The sequence below is a fragment of the Xenorhabdus sp. SGI 60 genome (genome assembly GCF_056632175.1).
Genome location: NZ_CP196860.1, coordinates 2,431,235 through 2,446,879, shown reverse-complemented (window position 1 = coordinate 2,446,879; position 15,645 = coordinate 2,431,235). Strand labels below are relative to the sequence as shown.

Here is a 15,645-nt window from a genome sequence, read left to right as displayed (position 1 = left end):
CTTTCGTGGTGAGTTGAAATGACATAGCCGCTCGTTTATAACTTTAAGTCGCCAAACTGGAGAAAATAAAGGAACAAAGGCTATGTCACAGGCGAGATTTTTATCATTTGGGTGTTTTGTTGGGTCCTTGATAATTTAACAGCGTTACAAAGACACACGATTGAGGAGCCGGGGGATCCCACCTAAGCTGAGTGATGCGGAAGTTATCACGATGGAAGTGATTGGTGAATTCTTAGAGTTTTCAACAGATAAAGGAATTTGGACGTATTTTTGTGACCACTGGCGTGAGTGGTTTCCAGGACTCGGTACCACATGCAGATTTTGCTAAACAGGCTTCAACTCTTTCGGGTTGTTAAACAAAATTGCAAGAAAGCTGGCGAGATTATTAGGTGGATTAGACAGCCAGTACATATCATCGACGGATTTCCGCTGCCCGTCTCGTAGATTCAAAAGAGCGAAAGGCAGTGCCAATTTTAAAGGACAAGCCGATTATCGATATTGTGCCGCCAAGAACAAAACTTACTACGGCTTTAAAGGACATCTCATGATAGATGAAATCGGCGTGGTAACGGGATTCACGTTGACACCTGCTAATGTCAGTGAGCGTGAAAAAGCGACCTGGGATGTGGTCGGTCCGATCAAAGGCTATTTGCTCGGTGACGGAAAGGATATTTAGGCGTTCGAATTTAAAAAGGGAAATGAAGAAATCGGGTATTGAAATGATTACGCCATGCGTGCCAATATGGCTAATCCCGTCCCAAAGCGACGAGAAAGTGTATTAATGCCAAACGCCGTCTAATTGAAACCGTGATTGGCCAACTTGCCGGACAATTTGCTATGAGAAGTGCTGGGCGCGGGAATCTGTGGCACTTGAGTAATCGGATTAGCCAGAAAACTGCTTTCTCATACGTTGGGCATTTTTGCTAATTTTAAACAAGGTAAAAGTCAACGCGACTGGCTTCAACAAGCTAACGTTATTTTTTGATAAGAAAATAATGAAGATAAGGTGATCGTTTAAATGATCACCTTATTATGGAGTAATCTGCACTAATACAAGCTCATTACTTATAATCGACAGTGAAGGTGGCTGTGGCATTAACGCTACCGGCAATGACGATATCACTGGTTTGATAATACTTTGCCTTATATGACAATGTCTTCAAAGAATTTATCGTGCCAAGAGCTTGCTGTTCACCAAACCTCACAGGATTGTCCCTGTCATCTAATATCTGAATGCCGATCCCTGTTGCTGATGAGGTTGAATCAGCATTTATCACGCCATTTGTATTAGTCTTTCCCGGCTCCCAGGTAATATTCGCGTTCGGGGATCCTTTGCACTGCACATTAATCTCGAAAGAACGTCCACCGGCGGTATCGCCTATGTTTTTAAAGTGATTTTTTGATACGGCTCCCATCGGAACATTAATAATCGGCGTGGTTATTGCACAAGATCTTGCCGTGACGTTAAAAGAAGGGATTTTATAAGTGAAAATCGTATCATGATTTGTAGTATCAGCCATCGTTATTATTATTTCATTGACTGTTCCTGATTGAACATCATTATTGATCTCTATATAAAATTTACCGTTCAATGTTCTGCGTGCTTTGCCGATCCCTCTTGAACTGCCCACGACCATAACCTGACTCACTACCTTATTAGGTTGGAGTTCCCATTTAAATCTGACACCAGGAAGACTGGTTTCATAAGAGTTATTTTTGAGGGAACCTACAATGACTCCAGCAATGGATTTTACGTGTATTTTCTGACCGGATATACTGCATGTTACCGCCATTTCGTTATTGGAGGCGTGTTTTATGTATGGCAAATTTTTATAGTCAACAGAAATATCATCAAATTTGACTATTTTTTGTATACTATTAGCCTCACATACTGCGGCTGCTATAACCCGTGTTGAATAACTTCCCGCGACAATAACAATTAATAATCCCAATAAAAAGTTATTAGCTTTAATTTGAAAGTGATTATTACGTTCAAAATTAAACATGATAAATTCCTTTTAGTTGCGGCAATCAGCAATCAGACGTAATACGCCTGACTTTTCGGGCAGCATTGATAAATCTGTTTTTGCACGACATTGTTGATCCTTATTTTTTCCCCATTGTACTTTTATTTCTGCCTGCTCGGGGACAGCATTCAAATACAACTCACCGTCATCACCAACAATCCCGCTACTGTCACTGTTTGTTAACGCTGCACTGGCACCGAAAGACACAGGTTTACCGTTGTAACGTAATGTCACCAATATACGGTGCCCTCGACGGACGTGAAAATCGGCAGCAACCACGGCACCGCGAGTCGGTACAATGTGTTGCACTGAATTGTCAAGGTCAACGCCATCTGCCAGCATTTCAGTATCCAGGGCAATCCGGTTGTAGGTATAAGGTTCGATCGACGGGATTACGGCATAGCCACGTGAATCCGTTTTAATTTCGCTGTGATTTAAAATTTTTGTTTCTGCTGCACCAGCCGCTTTGACCAGTGCTACGGTTTCACCCAATGCCTGGGAAAACGTAATGCCGTCTTGATGGGCGACAATACCGCCAGACAGCCCGTAGTTAAGCGATTGGCTATTATCACTGTAGCTGTAGCCCAGATTCACACGGCCAGAAGAATGGCTGTATTCCAGCGAAACACCACCGCTCGCTGCTTCCATATTATTGCTGTGCTCTCCGTGGATACTGTATGACAAAGCATGATCGTCCAATGCGCTGCCATTAATCATCAGTTGTTGGCCTCCTCGACTGTGGCCATTTCTATTCATGCTGTAAGTTACCCATCCATTAGACAGCCACTGACCCAGTGGAATAGAAACGTTAAACGATGCCTGTATATCCTTACTCTTCATGGAGTTATGATTGGCATCATAGGAAAGATTCAACCCATAACTGATCCCGGCAAGGTTAATGTTATAACCGGCAGATAATGATTGGTTGGTGCCTTGTTTTCCCCAGTAATCTTGCTGATAGGCAGACACATAAATATTGCCAAAATTCCCCATCCCTTGGTTTAGGGTTAGCTGCAATTGGCTACGCTTATTTTGTGCGCGGCTGGCTTCTTTTCTTACTGAATATTCATTCGTCTCTGCAAATGAATAATATTCTGGTGTGGAATAGCGATACCCAGCCAATGTCAGGGATGTCCCCGTTGTCTCGATACTTTTCATATATTGGATGCGATATGATTGCCCTTGTTTATGTTCATTTTCCTGCAACCAGGCATCTGCTTGTGTCATATCCAGAGAAATCGCCCCAAAATTACCTAAACCCACCCCCAGGCCGGCGTTAAACGCCAGGTAGTTTTCTGCTACCTGAATACCAGATAGCAAACTTAACCGATTGGAGAGTCCATAGATAAATGTCGCTTCGCTAAAATAAGGTTTATCAGCGTTGGCATTGGAATAACGGTAACGTCCCAGGGTAACCTGATATTTTAATTGTCCTTCTCGCTGCATCATGGGCACTGATGAAAATGGTTGCACAAATTTACGCTGCCGCCCGTCCTTTTCGGTGATCGTGATATCCAAATCACCGGAGCCAGAGGTTGAATAAAGATCAGTAATAACAAAAGGCCCTGGCGGAACATAGCTTTCGTAGATGACGTAATTATTTTGGCGAATCGTTACGCGCGCATTGGTTTGAGCAATACCACGGATAATTGGCGCAAATCCACGCTGGCTGCTGGGCAACATTAAACTATCGGATGCCATAGAAGCACCGATAAACGGCACGCTTTCAAATATATCTCCATCAGTAACGGTTTCACCAAGAATTATTTGGCTTTTTAGCTCTGGAATGTCCCGTTGGATGTAGCTGTTAATGGATGAAAAACGACTCTCATCTTTATTTTTTCCAGAATTATAGTTATAAACTGATTGATTCCTTATACGCCAGGCTCCAATATTTATTCCGCTTTGTAAATTTAAAAAATAGTTTTGTTTTTTTATGTTTTTATTATAATTTTCCGATCCACTAAAATTATAGCTCATTAAAAATGCTGTCTCTCCATGTTGCCATAAATGTGATGCCACAGTATCTCTGGCTTGATTATCCAATACTGCTTGTGGAATACTGATATCCAGACGTTGCTCATAGAAATCAAATGAAGTTGATGCCTGTAGAATATATTCGCTAATATCATCAATAACTTGCTCAGGAGAGAGTTTCATCAGCGCAGGAAAAGCTGACATTTTCACGCCAAACTGTTTTAAGTCATCGACCGTTAGTTGTGGAGACAGTTTCCCGTTTTTTAGTTTAATAAAATTAACCTGTTTTGTTTCTTTCTCTTTCCCGTTAAGAAATATGTTCACCTGATACTGACCTGGTAATTGACCACCGGGGGATGAAAATACGCTTAAATCAATCACCGATTGAGTATCATCTAATTCCAATGCTGATAATCGAAAATAATCCTGTGCCGTGACAGGTAATGATAACAATACGGAAAAACATAAAATAAAGACTGAAAGTAAACCTGTTGGCATAATTGTGCCGCCACTCGTTTTATATTTAACAAATATGATTTTTCGTCCCCTATATTTATCTTTTATCATCTTTTTGAGGCAGATTTTTACTTACCTCTTTGCTTATGCCACCATGACTGTTAATGCTATTCCAGCTGACTAAGCCTGATGATTCAGATGGCAGGACGAAATGCGCTACACCTTGTGGAGCGATCATGTCAGTACCCGTCAGGGTTTTCCCGGCTACTTTGAGCTGCCCGATGGTGACATAATAATTACTGGGGTTTCTGACCTCAAGTTGGTGACCAATGCGACAAAATGTCAGCGTCTTATAAGCTTCTTCAGAATCACCTTCAATGCCTTCAGGCCGATAAAACAATTTGATTCGGGTTTTCACCGCAATCAATAAAGTATTCTGTTCGTTTTCTTGTACGGAAGGGATAGACTTCACATTAAGGTAAAAAACCGATTCCCTATCATCAGGTAAATTACCGCCGATACGGACAATACGAAGAATACTTTCTTTGCCAGCATCCAAACGAAACAGCGGGGGGGTCACAATGAAAGGGGCTTTTTCTCCTTTTGAATCAGTGGTGATAAAAGACTGAATTAAATAAGGGCGGCTTTCGTCAGCGTTTTTCACTGAAATTGAAGTTTCTTTTTTATTTCCTTTATAAATAACACGGGTTCCACCAATAGTTACACCTGCCCAAGACGGAGATATAAAAAACAATAATAATATAAGCGTTATTTTTTTCGTTAACATATACGACGTAAATATTTTTTTTATTCTATCTTTCATTATTACATGACTACTTATGATATTAATGGCTTCTGACCGCAGCCATAAAAATACCGCTGCGGCCAGGGAATAAATATTTATAAATAAATAATTAATTTTTATCTGTAATTTATATTAAAATTAAGTGTGGCCTCGGCATTTCCGGCTGTAGGGGTATCTCCATTAGATACATAAGCTGCTTTTAAAGGTATTACCATATCAGGTGTATTGATTTTATCAGGAAATGAGTAAGTGGAAGATAAATTTATCTGTACATCACTTTCGTTATAAATACCAATGCCAATCCCTTTTGAACTTGAAGAGCTGTCTAATGCCAATAATTTTGAATCTTTGACATCCTTATTATTCCCCGAAAATGTAACGTCCATCATAATAGGTACAGAATTATCAACAGGGCACCCCGTTAATTTGATCTAAAATTCTTTTCGCTTCCTGTAATTCTAATCCTGTTTTTATATCGCTTTTGAAATATGTCCCCATGTTCACAATCTTGTCAGTGTCACCACTAACAGCGCAAGTGGTTTCTATAATTCTCCCCGTGAATTTTACTTCCCCTTTGTTACCGGATCTGCAGCATAAGAAATATTACTTACTGAAACCAATATTGCAACAATAAAAGATGAAACTAAAACATTTTTCATTTACATATCCATAACAATCATAATATAAAACTACTTATTATGTATAACGCAAAATAATAAGGCGTTATAACAAAAAGATTTCGGGCACAGTTTTCTGTGCGCAGAAGAAAAATTTACCTTATGAATCAAAAAAGATCAACAAAACTATCGGTGTTCGCGATCAATTAACAATCTATTGATAGAATTTATCAATCAAGGAAAGGTAAAGAATTTGAGAAGACCATTGTTCGTTCAACTCTCAGATGAGCGTGATTTATAATCTTTTTAAATTATTTGATACTCATTTATGATGCTAAAACCACCTCTTGGGAGTGAAGTAATAATAGTTTTCAATAATATAATGAGAATTATTTTCTTTTTTTATCAGGAGTGGGAGAAATACAGATACACAGAAACAGACCCCTTATCATTGCCAATAAACCAAGAGGTCTGTAGAGCTTACTGCTTAGGCAGTAACCGAATGATCAAACGCTGATCTTGTGGCCTGATAGCGCTGAATGATGACGGGCCTGGCCGTCTGCACCATAAAGAGAAGGGCTGTGGTGAGTTTTCAGAAAAGCGATTGCTTGACTGTTCAACTCAATATGTTGTTCCAGTAAAAATCCGTTATGTGAATTTAAATCACAGATACGTTCAACAGATTGACTAATTTGACTCCATAATATGGCTAGCCCTTTATGGTTAGCATAAGGAGCATTTATTTTGAGCGTGTCATTTAACTGCTGGCGTTTTTGTTCAGCATGATCGAGTGCTGAAAGCAAAAATGTCTTTTGTTCCGTCACGCGATGTAAATGATTTACTTCAATAAAGCCTTCGCCCAATATGTGCTGTTCTTCTGCCATAGTTTGCGAAAGCGAATTTAAGTACGCGCTTTGCTGTTCAAGCAAGAGTTGAAGTTCTTCCATTTATGGCCCTTTAGATTTTAGTGTTTATTTATCATATTCCATGTCTTCAAGGGCCTCCCTAAATAGAGCATCAGCAATTTTACCGCTGTCCATCGTTAGGGTTCCCTTTGCAATGGCTTCTTTCAATTGTTGTACTTTTTGGATATTAATATCCTGACTGCTTGGCTGGACGAGCTTTTTCTGCGCTTCGCTCAACTTAACTTGTGTATCTGCGCTTTTTTCTGCAACAGCCACAATTCTGCGAGTGCTCTGAGCACCTTCATTGGCATTGCGTTGCTGTAAAGCAGCTATAGCCAGTAGAGGTTGAGTGCGTTCAATACTCATAATCGTAATCCTTTAATCAGGCATTATTTATTTGTCTTAGGTAGCAGGCGATATACCGCTGGCATGCCTGTAAATCATGGTCTGTTGGTTATATCGGCGTGAAAAAATAAAACTTTAGCCATTTATAACATCATTTTTACACTGCCATTTTCTTGAGCTTCACCAGTAATAACCTGTCCAGAGTTCAGGCGGACACGGATATTATCAAAACTCGCAGCGTTGTTAATCGCTTTTCCTTCGTAACGCACCTGAAAATGGTGTCCATCTACGGTGACAACTACATTTTGCCCGGCTTGAATTGCCCAGGGACGCCGGATCATATTACGTGTGATGAATTGTCCGGCTGGTACGTTGCGCAGTGCAATACCATTTTGTATGGCCTTGCTGTTACGGATTATGTCGTTTGGCAGCTTATCTAAGGAACCCGTTTTTACTTGAAAATCTTTTTCTGTCAGGACCGCATTGCGGTTAATGCCCCGCTTAGAGACCAAATAAGGGCCGATGACATTGACATAAACCTGAATAAAACGGCGTTGCTGACCACAAGTCACAGGAACGGAAAGGTTACCCCAATTTTTGTTGCTAAGTAGCGGTTGTATTTCAGGGTGTTCACAAGCTGGCCATTGTTGTTCAGGTGTTTTGATCTCTACTAAGACCTTATGATTCAATGGGCGATGAATCTGCCTGAAATAGTCTTCTATTAATTGCGGTAACTGGTTTTCCTGCGGTAAATGGTTTCCCCAAGCTAAAGAGCTGCCGAAAACAAAAAATAGATTAAGGAAAAAGGCATGCAACCCGATAAACTTTAATGCAGGCATTTCACCACCTTGAATCTTGTTAGCGAGCCATGATTTCAAAAAATATTCAGCACCTGTTGGATGTTAGTAGTGTAACCCGATTGATTATTCGTTAATGGGATAAATAGCAATTCAATTTGTTTCTATTCTTCGAATTACCTTTTTCTTCTCCGTTTATTCTGTTAGCTGCTTGGAGCTTATACCCAGCAGACACGAACGCCGAGGGAGGAATATGCTCGATAAATTAGATGCCGCCTTTCAATTTCGACAAGAAGCGCTGGCACTCCGCAACCAGCGGCAGGAAATTTTGTCTGCCAACATTGCCAATGCGGATACCCCTGGCTATCAGGCGCGTGATATCGATTTTGCTGCTCAACTAAAAAAAGTCATGGCACATGGTCGTGTAACCGGAAATGGCGTTGGGCTAACTCTGACTTCCGATCGACATATTCCCGTTCAGCCTCAAAAACGTCTGGAGATGGATCTGCTGTATCGGGTGCCATACCAGACAGCTATGGATGGAAATACCGTTGACATGGATATGGAACGCAGCAATTTCGCCGATAACAGTTTGAAATATCAGGCTGAACTTACGATGACGAATGCACAAATCAAAAGCATGATGTCAGTTCTACAGTCACAAGGATAATGGGAATGTCTCTACTCAGTATTTTTGATATTGCCAGCTCCGCGCTTTCTGCCCAGTCTCAGCGACTGAATGTCAGCGCCAGTAATATGGCGAATGCCGACAGTGTTGCGGGGCCGGATGGCGAGCCATATCGGGCCAAGCAAGTTGTATTCCGCGTTGCTGCACCAGCAGGCCAAGAGGTTGGCGGTGTTCGTGTTAGTGAAGTGGTGGATGATCCTTCACCTTTCCGTCTTGAATATCAGCCGGGCCATCCGCTGGCCGATGAAAAAGGTTATATACGTATGCCGAATGTGGATGTGGTCGGGGAAATGGTCAATACCATCTCGGCTTCCCGCAGCTATCAGGCGAACGTTGAAGTACTTAATACCACCAAATCCATCATGTTGAAAACGCTGACACTGGGCCAGTAACAGGAATATCGTTATGGGAATTACCGCTCCAATTAATGAATCATTGGATAATTCAGCAGTCAGTGAACTGTCTAAGTTGACCAACCAAAAAACGCAAAATAGTGGTGATATCAAAGATAATTTCTTGAATATCTTGGTTGCTCAGCTTAAGAACCAAGACCCAACCAACCCGATGGAAAACAGTGAATTGACTTCACAGATTGCGCAGATCAGCACTGTAGAGGGGATTGAAAAACTCAATAAGACGTTGGGTTCCATTGTCGGACAAATGGACAGTAACCACACGATGCAAACGGTGGCACTGATTGGCCGAGGTGTCATGGTGCCCGGCAATGAGATTTTGCTGGGTTCCAGCGCAGAAGAGGGCATCAGCACAACCCCAATCGGTTTTGAACTAGGCCGACCTGCCGACATTGTCAAAGTGACCATCAGAGATAAAAGTGGCGTAGTTGTTCGGGAGATGGAATTCAATAAATTAGATCCCAACACATCCGAATATTTGAAGGCGGGCGTACACAGCTTCATATGGGATGGTAAAAACACAGACGGCAATGTAGTGGAACAAGGCGCTTACAACTTCACCGTTTACGCAAGCCAACAAGATCAAGGGTTGGGGGTAACCTCCCTGAGACATGCCGAGGTTCAAGGCGTTGTGCGGCAGGAGAATAGCACGAAATTGGATTTAGGGCTGGTGGGTACGGTAAACATGGACGAAGTTCGTCAGATTCTTTAATTAAACGGAGGACATATGGCTTTTTCACAAGCGGTCAGTGGCTTGAATGCCGCAGCGAGCAACTTAGACGTTATTGGTAATAATATCGCAAACTCGGCAACATACGGATTTAAGTCCAGCTCTGCGGCTTTTTCGGATGTGTTTAGTGGCTCGGATGTCGGGTTGGGCGTCAAGGTTTCTGGCATGGTGCAGAACTTTAAGGATGGTTCAATCACCAAAACCAACGATCAATTAAATATGGCGATCACGCAGGGCGGTTTTTTCCGTATGCAGGATACCAACGGCAATATTTTTTATTCCCGTAATGGTCAGTTTAAAATGGATGCCGATCGTAATGTGATCGATATGCAGGGCATGAAATTGACCGGTTATCCAGCCATTCAGGGCAAAGATGGTCCTGAAATTCAACAGGGTGCCGCACCAGGGCCAATTTCGATTCCAACCGATATGCTGGCTGCCAAGGCGACGACAGAAGTCAAGATGAAGACTAACCTGAATTCGATGCATGACAAGATCGATACAGGAAATAAGCCATTTAAACCAGGCGATAAAGATACTTTTAGCTACAGCTCTGGTATTTCGGTATACGATAGCCTCGGCAATGAACATAACATCAATGTGTTCTTCATCAAAACAAATGATAATCAGTGGGATATTTATGCTCTGGATACTTCTGTTAAGAATTCAGTAGCTCAAAAATTGAACACAAACAGCGTTCAATTTAATGGCACTGGTCAGCTTGCGGCAGCAACGACGGCTGACAACGTATTTGCTTTCAATATGCCAGCCTTGAATGGTTCTAATCCGGCAGAAGTCAAATTCGATTTTAACGGTAGCCAACAGCAGAGAGTCAAAGAATCCTCCGTTTCTAACCAGAAGCAAGACGGTTATGCGGCAGGCCACTTCACCAACTACCAAGTTGACGGTGATGGCAAAATTTACGGCCTTTATTCTAACGAACAGAAACAGGTGTTAGGACAAGTCGTCTTGGCAAACTTCTCCAATCCGGCCGGTTTGGCTTCACAGGGTGATAACGTTTGGATAGAAACCGGTGCATCGGGTAGTCCGGTTGTGGGCACTGCGGGTTCCGGTAACTTCGGTAAGCTTATCAGTAGCTCATTGGAATCATCAAACGTTGATATGAGCCAGGAGCTGGTCAGCATGATCGTCGCCCAGCGTAATTACCAATCCAACGCCCAGACCATCAAAACGCAGGATCAAATTCTGCAAACGCTGGTCAGCATGCGTTAATAGTCTCAGGCGGATAGCTTTATGGATCACGTCATTTATACCGCAATGGGAGCTGCGCGCCAAACGCTGGAGCATCAGGCTGTCACCACCAACAATCTGGCTAATGCGTCAACGCCGGGCTTTAAGGCCCAGCTTGCTGCACTGCGTGCCGTCCCCATTGAAGGCGAAACTTTACCGACCCGCTCGCTGGTTGTTGCCTCTACCCCTGGCATGGATAGCCGTCAGGGTCCCATGAATTACACTTCCCGTCCGTTAGATGTGGCTGTTGGACAAGGTGGCTATTTGGCTGTCCAGCTTGAAGATGGGACAGAAGCCTATACCCGTAACGGCAGCATCCAAATTTCTCCCGAAGGGCAACTGATGGTGCAGGGGCGCATGTTGATGGGCGAAAACGGGCCGATTGATGTTCCGCCGCAGGCCGAATTGACTATTGCGACAGACGGCGCCATTTCTGCCTTAATTGCCAGCGATCCGCCCACGTTATTGGGGCAGATTGGCAAGCTGAAAATCGTCAAGCCGGAAGCCAACCAGGTGGTGCGTGGCGACGATGGCCTGTTCCATTTAACGCCACAGACGCGGGAACAGCAGGGCAATGAATTGGCGGTCAGTACCGAAGTGAAAGTGATGCCGGGTGTTCTGGAAGGCAGCAATGTTAACCCGGTGGAAAGCATGGTCAACATGATCGCCAACGCGCGTCGCTTTGAGATGCAGATGAAAGTCATACACAGTTCCGATGAAAATGCACAGCGGGCTAATCAAATTCTCGCTATGAGCTAATCGGGGGAGATAAATTCATGATCCGATCTTTATGGATTGCCAAGACGGGTTTGGATGCCCAGCAAACCAATATGGATGTTATTGCTAACAACCTGGCAAACGTCAACACCAATGGCTTTAAACGCCAGCGGGCAGTATTTGAAGATTTGCTCTACCAAACCGAGCGTCAGCCGGGGGCAATGTCATCTGAGCAGACTAATCTGCCATCAGGCTTGCAGATTGGTACGGGGGTACGTCCAGTCGCGACGGAACGGCTGCACAGTCAGGGTAATATAGTCAAAGCCAGTACTAATGATGTGGCAATTTCAGGGCGCGGCTTTTTCCAGATCCAGATGCCTGATGGAACTACGGCTTATACCCGTGATGGTTCATTTCAGAAAGACCAGAACGGCCAGTTGGTCACTGCCGGGGGTTTTCAGGTCGTGCCAGCCATCATCATTCCAGACAACACCACCAATCTCAGTATTGCCGGTGATGGGATTGTCAGCATAAAAGTGCAGGGACAAGCCGCTTTTCAACAAGTCGGGCAACTCACTCTGACTACGTTCATCAACGAGAGTGGTTTAGAAAGCATTGGTGAGAACCTGTATCTGGAAACCAATAGTTCCGGTGTACCGGTGGAAAACACGCCAGGTCTCAATGGAGCTGGAACGCTTCGTCAAGGCTTTGTCGAAACGTCTAACGTTAATGTGGCAGAAGAGTTGGTCAATATGATTCAGGTGCAGCGAGCCTATGAAATCAACAGCAAGGCAGTATCAACATCTGATCAAATGCTGCAAAAACTGTCCCAGCTATAACCTAACCATTAATGGTGGGGGAACACGTTCCTCCACTATTTCTACGATAAATTTAAGAGCATAGAAGATGGATACAATGCCTGTTGCCGAAAGCCATGCTAAAAACCATGTAGCTTATGGCTCCACTGGTTTACGGAAGAACCAGAGAAATAAGTGGCGTATCAGCATATCTGTGGCGGCACTCGCATTGTCGGCACTGACATTGGGGGGTTGTGCTTATATGCCGCACAAGCCACTGGTGAAAGGACAAACAACCGCAAACCCCACCGAAGCACCTGCTCCAACGCCAAATGGTTCTATTTTCCAAACGGTCCAACCGGTTTATTACGGCTATCAACCGCTGTTTGAAGACCGCCGTCCACGCAATATCGGTGATACGCTGATGATTATCTTGCAAGAGAACGTCAGTGCGAGCAAAAACTCTTCTGCCAATGCCAGCCGCAATGGAAAAACCAGTTTCGCTGCGGCCTTGACCCCTCGCTTTCTACAGGGATTGATGGGAGGAGGAAAAACCGATTTAGGCATGGAAGGAAATAACGAATTTGGCGGCAAGGGCGGTGCGAATGCCAACAATACCTTCAGGGGCACCATTACGGTGACCGTAGACAGGCTGCTGGCCAATGGCAACCTGCATGTCGTGGGGGAAAAACAGATCGCCATTAATCAGGGCACGGAGTTCATCCGTTTCTCTGGCGTTGTTAACCCGCGCACCATTACGGGCAACAATACGGTGAGTTCCAACCAGGTTGCTGATGCCCGTATTGAATATGTTGGTGATGGCTATATCAACGAAGCGCAGCACATGGGATGGTTGCAACGTTTCTTTATGAATATCTCACCGTTTTAAAACAGGATGGTCAGGATGAGAAAATTAGTCACCAGCCTTTTTACGCTATTGTTGGTGCTGTTCGGTACGTTCACCTCTGCCAGTGTTTTTGCGGAACGTATTCGTGATTTGACGACGATTGAGGGAGTCAGGGATAACGCGCTGATTGGTTATGGTCTGGTAGTCGGATTGGATGGAACAGGTGACCAGACCATGCAGACGCCTTTTACCACCCAAAGCCTGAGCAATATGTTGTCGCAGTTAGGCATCACCGTACCTGCCGGTACGAATATGCAGCTTAAAAACGTCGCGGCCGTGATGGTGACAGCAAAACTGCCACCTTTTGCGCGTGTAGGGCAGAACATTGATATTGTCGTTTCCTCACTGGGTAATGCCAAGAGTTTGCGTGGCGGTACATTGCTGATGACGCCGTTAAAAGGGGTAGATAACCAGGTCTATGCTTTGGCTCAGGGCAATATTCTGGTGGGCGGTGCAGGTGCGAGTGCCGGTGGTAGCAGTATCAAAGTCAACCAGCTTGCCGGCGGCCGGATCTCCAATGGTGCCGTGATTGAGCGTGAATTACCAACCCAGTTTGGTCAGAAAGGCACGCTGAATCTGCAACTGAATGATGATGATTTCGGGCTGGCCCAGAAAATCAGTGAGGTGATCAACCGATTGAAAGGAACGGGGACGGCGACACCGTTGGATTCCCGCACTGTCCAGTTGCGTTTGCCGATTGAGAACAGCGAACAGGTGAAGTTTCTGGCGCAAGTACAGAACTTGTCTATTCGTGTAGATGCCGGTGATGCCAAAGTGATTTTCAACTCCCGAACAGGCTCCGTGGTGATGAACCGCAATGTAACCTTGGACAGTTGTGCGATTGCTCATGGTAGTTTGTCTGTGACCGTTGAACGTCAGATCGTGGTCAGTCAACCCAATACGCCATTGGCGGGAGGCAGTACCGTCGTGACCCGCAACACGGGCGTTGGTATTCAGGAGCAGGGTGGGGCATTGCAGCAACTCAGTGCCAGTGCGAATCTGACCCAAGTTGTGCGAGCATTGAATGCATTGGGGGCAACGCCAACCGATTTAATGTCGATCTTGCAGGCAATGGAGAGTGCAGGCTGTCTGCGCGCGAAATTGGAGATTATTTGATGAATGACTTTCTGACGATGCCCACTGCCGCTTACGATGTTAACTCCTTGCATTCATTGAAAGCTAAACTGTCACAGGAACCACAACAAGGGCTACGGCAAGTAGCCCAACAACTGGAAGGCGTCTTCGTCCAGATGATGCTGAAAAGTATGCGTTCTTCGTTGCCGCAGGATGGTATTTTAAGCAGTGAGCAGACTCGTTTTTATACTTCGATGTACGATCAGCAAATTGCCCAAGATCTTTCCCAAAAGGGATTGGGATTTGCTGACATGATCGTGAAGCAATTCTCTAACGCAAATAATGTGCCCGATGGGTTAGCTGACAACGTGCCGCTGCCGCTGGATAATGAAATCCTGCAAACATTACCGAAGCAAGCATTGGAACAATTTATGCGTCGGGCTATGCCGGCTTCTGGTGGTATACCTGACTACACGTCTAACAATTCCTCTTCGGCTTTCGCCAATGGTTCGGCTAAGCCAAAATCATTGCCAATGCACAGCGCCAGTTTTGTTTCCATGCTTTCCTTGCCAGCAAAGTTGGCAAGCCAGCAAAGCGGTATTCCTCATTTATTGATTATTGCCCAGGCAGCGCTGGAATCCGGTTGGGGACAGCGAGAAATTCTGACCGCAGAAGGCAAGCCGAGTTATAACTTGTTTGGCATCAAGGCAGGGAAACACTGGGAAGGACCCGTCACCAATATCATGACGACGGAATACGTTGATGGTGAGCCGAAGAAAATGCAGGACAGTTTCCGCGTCTATGGCTCTTATAGGGAAGCGATAACCGATTACGTTAAATTGCTGACGGAAAATCCCCGTTACGCCAAGGTCGCACAATCAACAACGGCGGAGCAGGGGGCGCATTCCTTACAAGAGGCGGGATATGCCACCGATCCCAGCTACGCCCAAAAATTAGTGTCATTGATCCAGCAGTTAAAAAGTACCGGCAATCAAATGGCAAAAGCCTATACCGATGATTTCGATAACCTGTTTTAACGGGATGAATGTCACTCAAGAATCAGGGTATTTTGCCGATAACTGTAGCAGTGCATTACCTCCCACGATGGAGGCATAACGAAAACGTAAAAGGATCTACAC

16 protein-coding genes and 1 pseudogene are annotated in these 15,645 nt (G+C 44.4%); 10 read left to right on the top strand and 7 right to left on the bottom strand.

Features of this window, described 5'->3' with window-relative positions; genetic code table 11:
• Window positions 1–96: 96 nt before the first annotated feature.
• A pseudogene (locus ACSJJG_RS11205) lies at window positions 97–985 on the top strand (IS982 family transposase).
• A gap of 76 nt (window positions 986–1,061) precedes the next feature.
• On the opposite strand, the gene ACSJJG_RS11200 reads toward ACSJJG_RS11205, so the two are convergent.
• From ACSJJG_RS11200 to flgA, 7 genes are all read right to left on the bottom strand, one after another.
• Window positions 1,062–2,006, bottom strand: coding sequence for a fimbrial protein (locus ACSJJG_RS11200; RefSeq protein WP_481089406.1), 945 nt, complete (start codon window positions 2,004–2,006; stop codon window positions 1,062–1,064).
• Window positions 2,007–2,018: 12 nt separating this feature from the next.
• The gene (locus ACSJJG_RS11195; protein ID WP_481089405.1) at window positions 2,019–4,502 is read right to left on the bottom strand and encodes a fimbria/pilus outer membrane usher protein; all 2,484 of its coding nucleotides are present in this window, start codon (window positions 4,500–4,502) and stop codon (window positions 2,019–2,021) included.
• Window positions 4,503–4,557: 55 nt separating this feature from the next.
• Window positions 4,558–5,247, bottom strand: a complete 690-nt coding sequence (locus ACSJJG_RS11190; protein WP_481089404.1) for a fimbrial biogenesis chaperone — start codon at window positions 5,245–5,247, stop codon at window positions 4,558–4,560.
• Window positions 5,248–5,381: 134 nt separating this feature from the next.
• Window positions 5,382–5,696, bottom strand: a complete 315-nt coding sequence (locus ACSJJG_RS11185; RefSeq protein WP_481090427.1) for a fimbrial protein — start codon at window positions 5,694–5,696, stop codon at window positions 5,382–5,384.
• A gap of 692 nt (window positions 5,697–6,388) precedes the next feature.
• Window positions 6,389–6,829 (bottom strand): flagella synthesis protein FlgN, encoded by a 441-nt coding sequence (locus tag ACSJJG_RS11180; RefSeq protein WP_481089403.1) that lies wholly within the window; start codon window positions 6,827–6,829, stop codon window positions 6,389–6,391.
• 24 nt (window positions 6,830–6,853) lie between these two features.
• The gene (flgM, locus tag ACSJJG_RS11175) at window positions 6,854–7,153 is read right to left on the bottom strand and encodes a flagellar biosynthesis anti-sigma factor FlgM (RefSeq protein WP_481089402.1); all 300 of its coding nucleotides are present in this window, start codon (window positions 7,151–7,153) and stop codon (window positions 6,854–6,856) included.
• A 122-nt stretch (window positions 7,154–7,275) separates the two neighbouring features.
• Complete coding sequence (flgA, locus tag ACSJJG_RS11170; protein ID WP_481089401.1) at window positions 7,276–7,971, bottom strand: flagellar basal body P-ring formation chaperone FlgA; 696 nt, start codon at window positions 7,969–7,971, stop codon at window positions 7,276–7,278.
• Window positions 7,972–8,182: 211 nt separating this feature from the next.
• Between flgA and flgB the strand changes: the two genes are divergently transcribed.
• The 9 genes from flgB to flgJ all read left to right on the top strand — a co-directional run bounded on the left by flgB (window position 8,183) and on the right by flgJ (window position 15,543).
• Window positions 8,183–8,599 carry a flagellar basal body rod protein FlgB gene (gene flgB / locus ACSJJG_RS11165; RefSeq protein WP_481089400.1) on the top strand — a complete coding sequence of 139 codons (417 nt, stop codon included), beginning with the start codon at window positions 8,183–8,185 and terminating at the stop codon, window positions 8,597–8,599.
• 5 nt (window positions 8,600–8,604) lie between these two features.
• On the top strand, window positions 8,605–9,009 hold the full coding sequence (gene flgC / locus ACSJJG_RS11160; RefSeq protein WP_481089399.1) for a flagellar basal body rod protein FlgC: 405 nt from the start codon (window positions 8,605–8,607) through the stop codon (window positions 9,007–9,009).
• Window positions 9,010–9,022: 13 nt separating this feature from the next.
• A complete protein-coding gene (locus tag ACSJJG_RS11155; protein WP_481089398.1) occupies window positions 9,023–9,742 on the top strand; it encodes a flagellar hook assembly protein FlgD in 720 nt (239 codons plus the stop codon).
• Window positions 9,743–9,757: 15 nt separating this feature from the next.
• Window positions 9,758–10,993, top strand: coding sequence for a flagellar hook protein FlgE (gene flgE, locus ACSJJG_RS11150; RefSeq protein WP_481089397.1), 1,236 nt, complete (start codon window positions 9,758–9,760; stop codon window positions 10,991–10,993).
• A 21-nt stretch (window positions 10,994–11,014) separates the two neighbouring features.
• Window positions 11,015–11,770 carry a flagellar basal body rod protein FlgF gene (locus ACSJJG_RS11145; RefSeq protein WP_481089396.1) on the top strand — a complete coding sequence of 252 codons (756 nt, stop codon included), beginning with the start codon at window positions 11,015–11,017 and terminating at the stop codon, window positions 11,768–11,770.
• Between the two features lie 17 nt (window positions 11,771–11,787).
• Window positions 11,788–12,567, top strand: coding sequence for a flagellar basal-body rod protein FlgG (gene flgG / locus ACSJJG_RS11140; protein WP_481089395.1), 780 nt, complete (start codon window positions 11,788–11,790; stop codon window positions 12,565–12,567).
• A 67-nt stretch (window positions 12,568–12,634) separates the two neighbouring features.
• The gene (locus tag ACSJJG_RS11135) at window positions 12,635–13,414 is read left to right on the top strand and encodes a flagellar basal body L-ring protein FlgH (RefSeq protein ID WP_481089394.1); all 780 of its coding nucleotides are present in this window, start codon (window positions 12,635–12,637) and stop codon (window positions 13,412–13,414) included.
• 15 nt (window positions 13,415–13,429) lie between these two features.
• Complete coding sequence (locus ACSJJG_RS11130) at window positions 13,430–14,548, top strand: flagellar basal body P-ring protein FlgI (RefSeq protein ID WP_481089393.1); 1,119 nt, start codon at window positions 13,430–13,432, stop codon at window positions 14,546–14,548.
• Entirely contained in the window at window positions 14,545–15,543 is a 999-nt protein-coding gene (gene flgJ / locus ACSJJG_RS11125; protein WP_481089392.1) for a flagellar assembly peptidoglycan hydrolase FlgJ, read from the top strand. The genes ACSJJG_RS11130 and flgJ overlap by 4 nt, the downstream gene beginning before the upstream one ends.
• The last annotated feature ends 102 nt before the right edge of the window (window positions 15,544–15,645 follow it).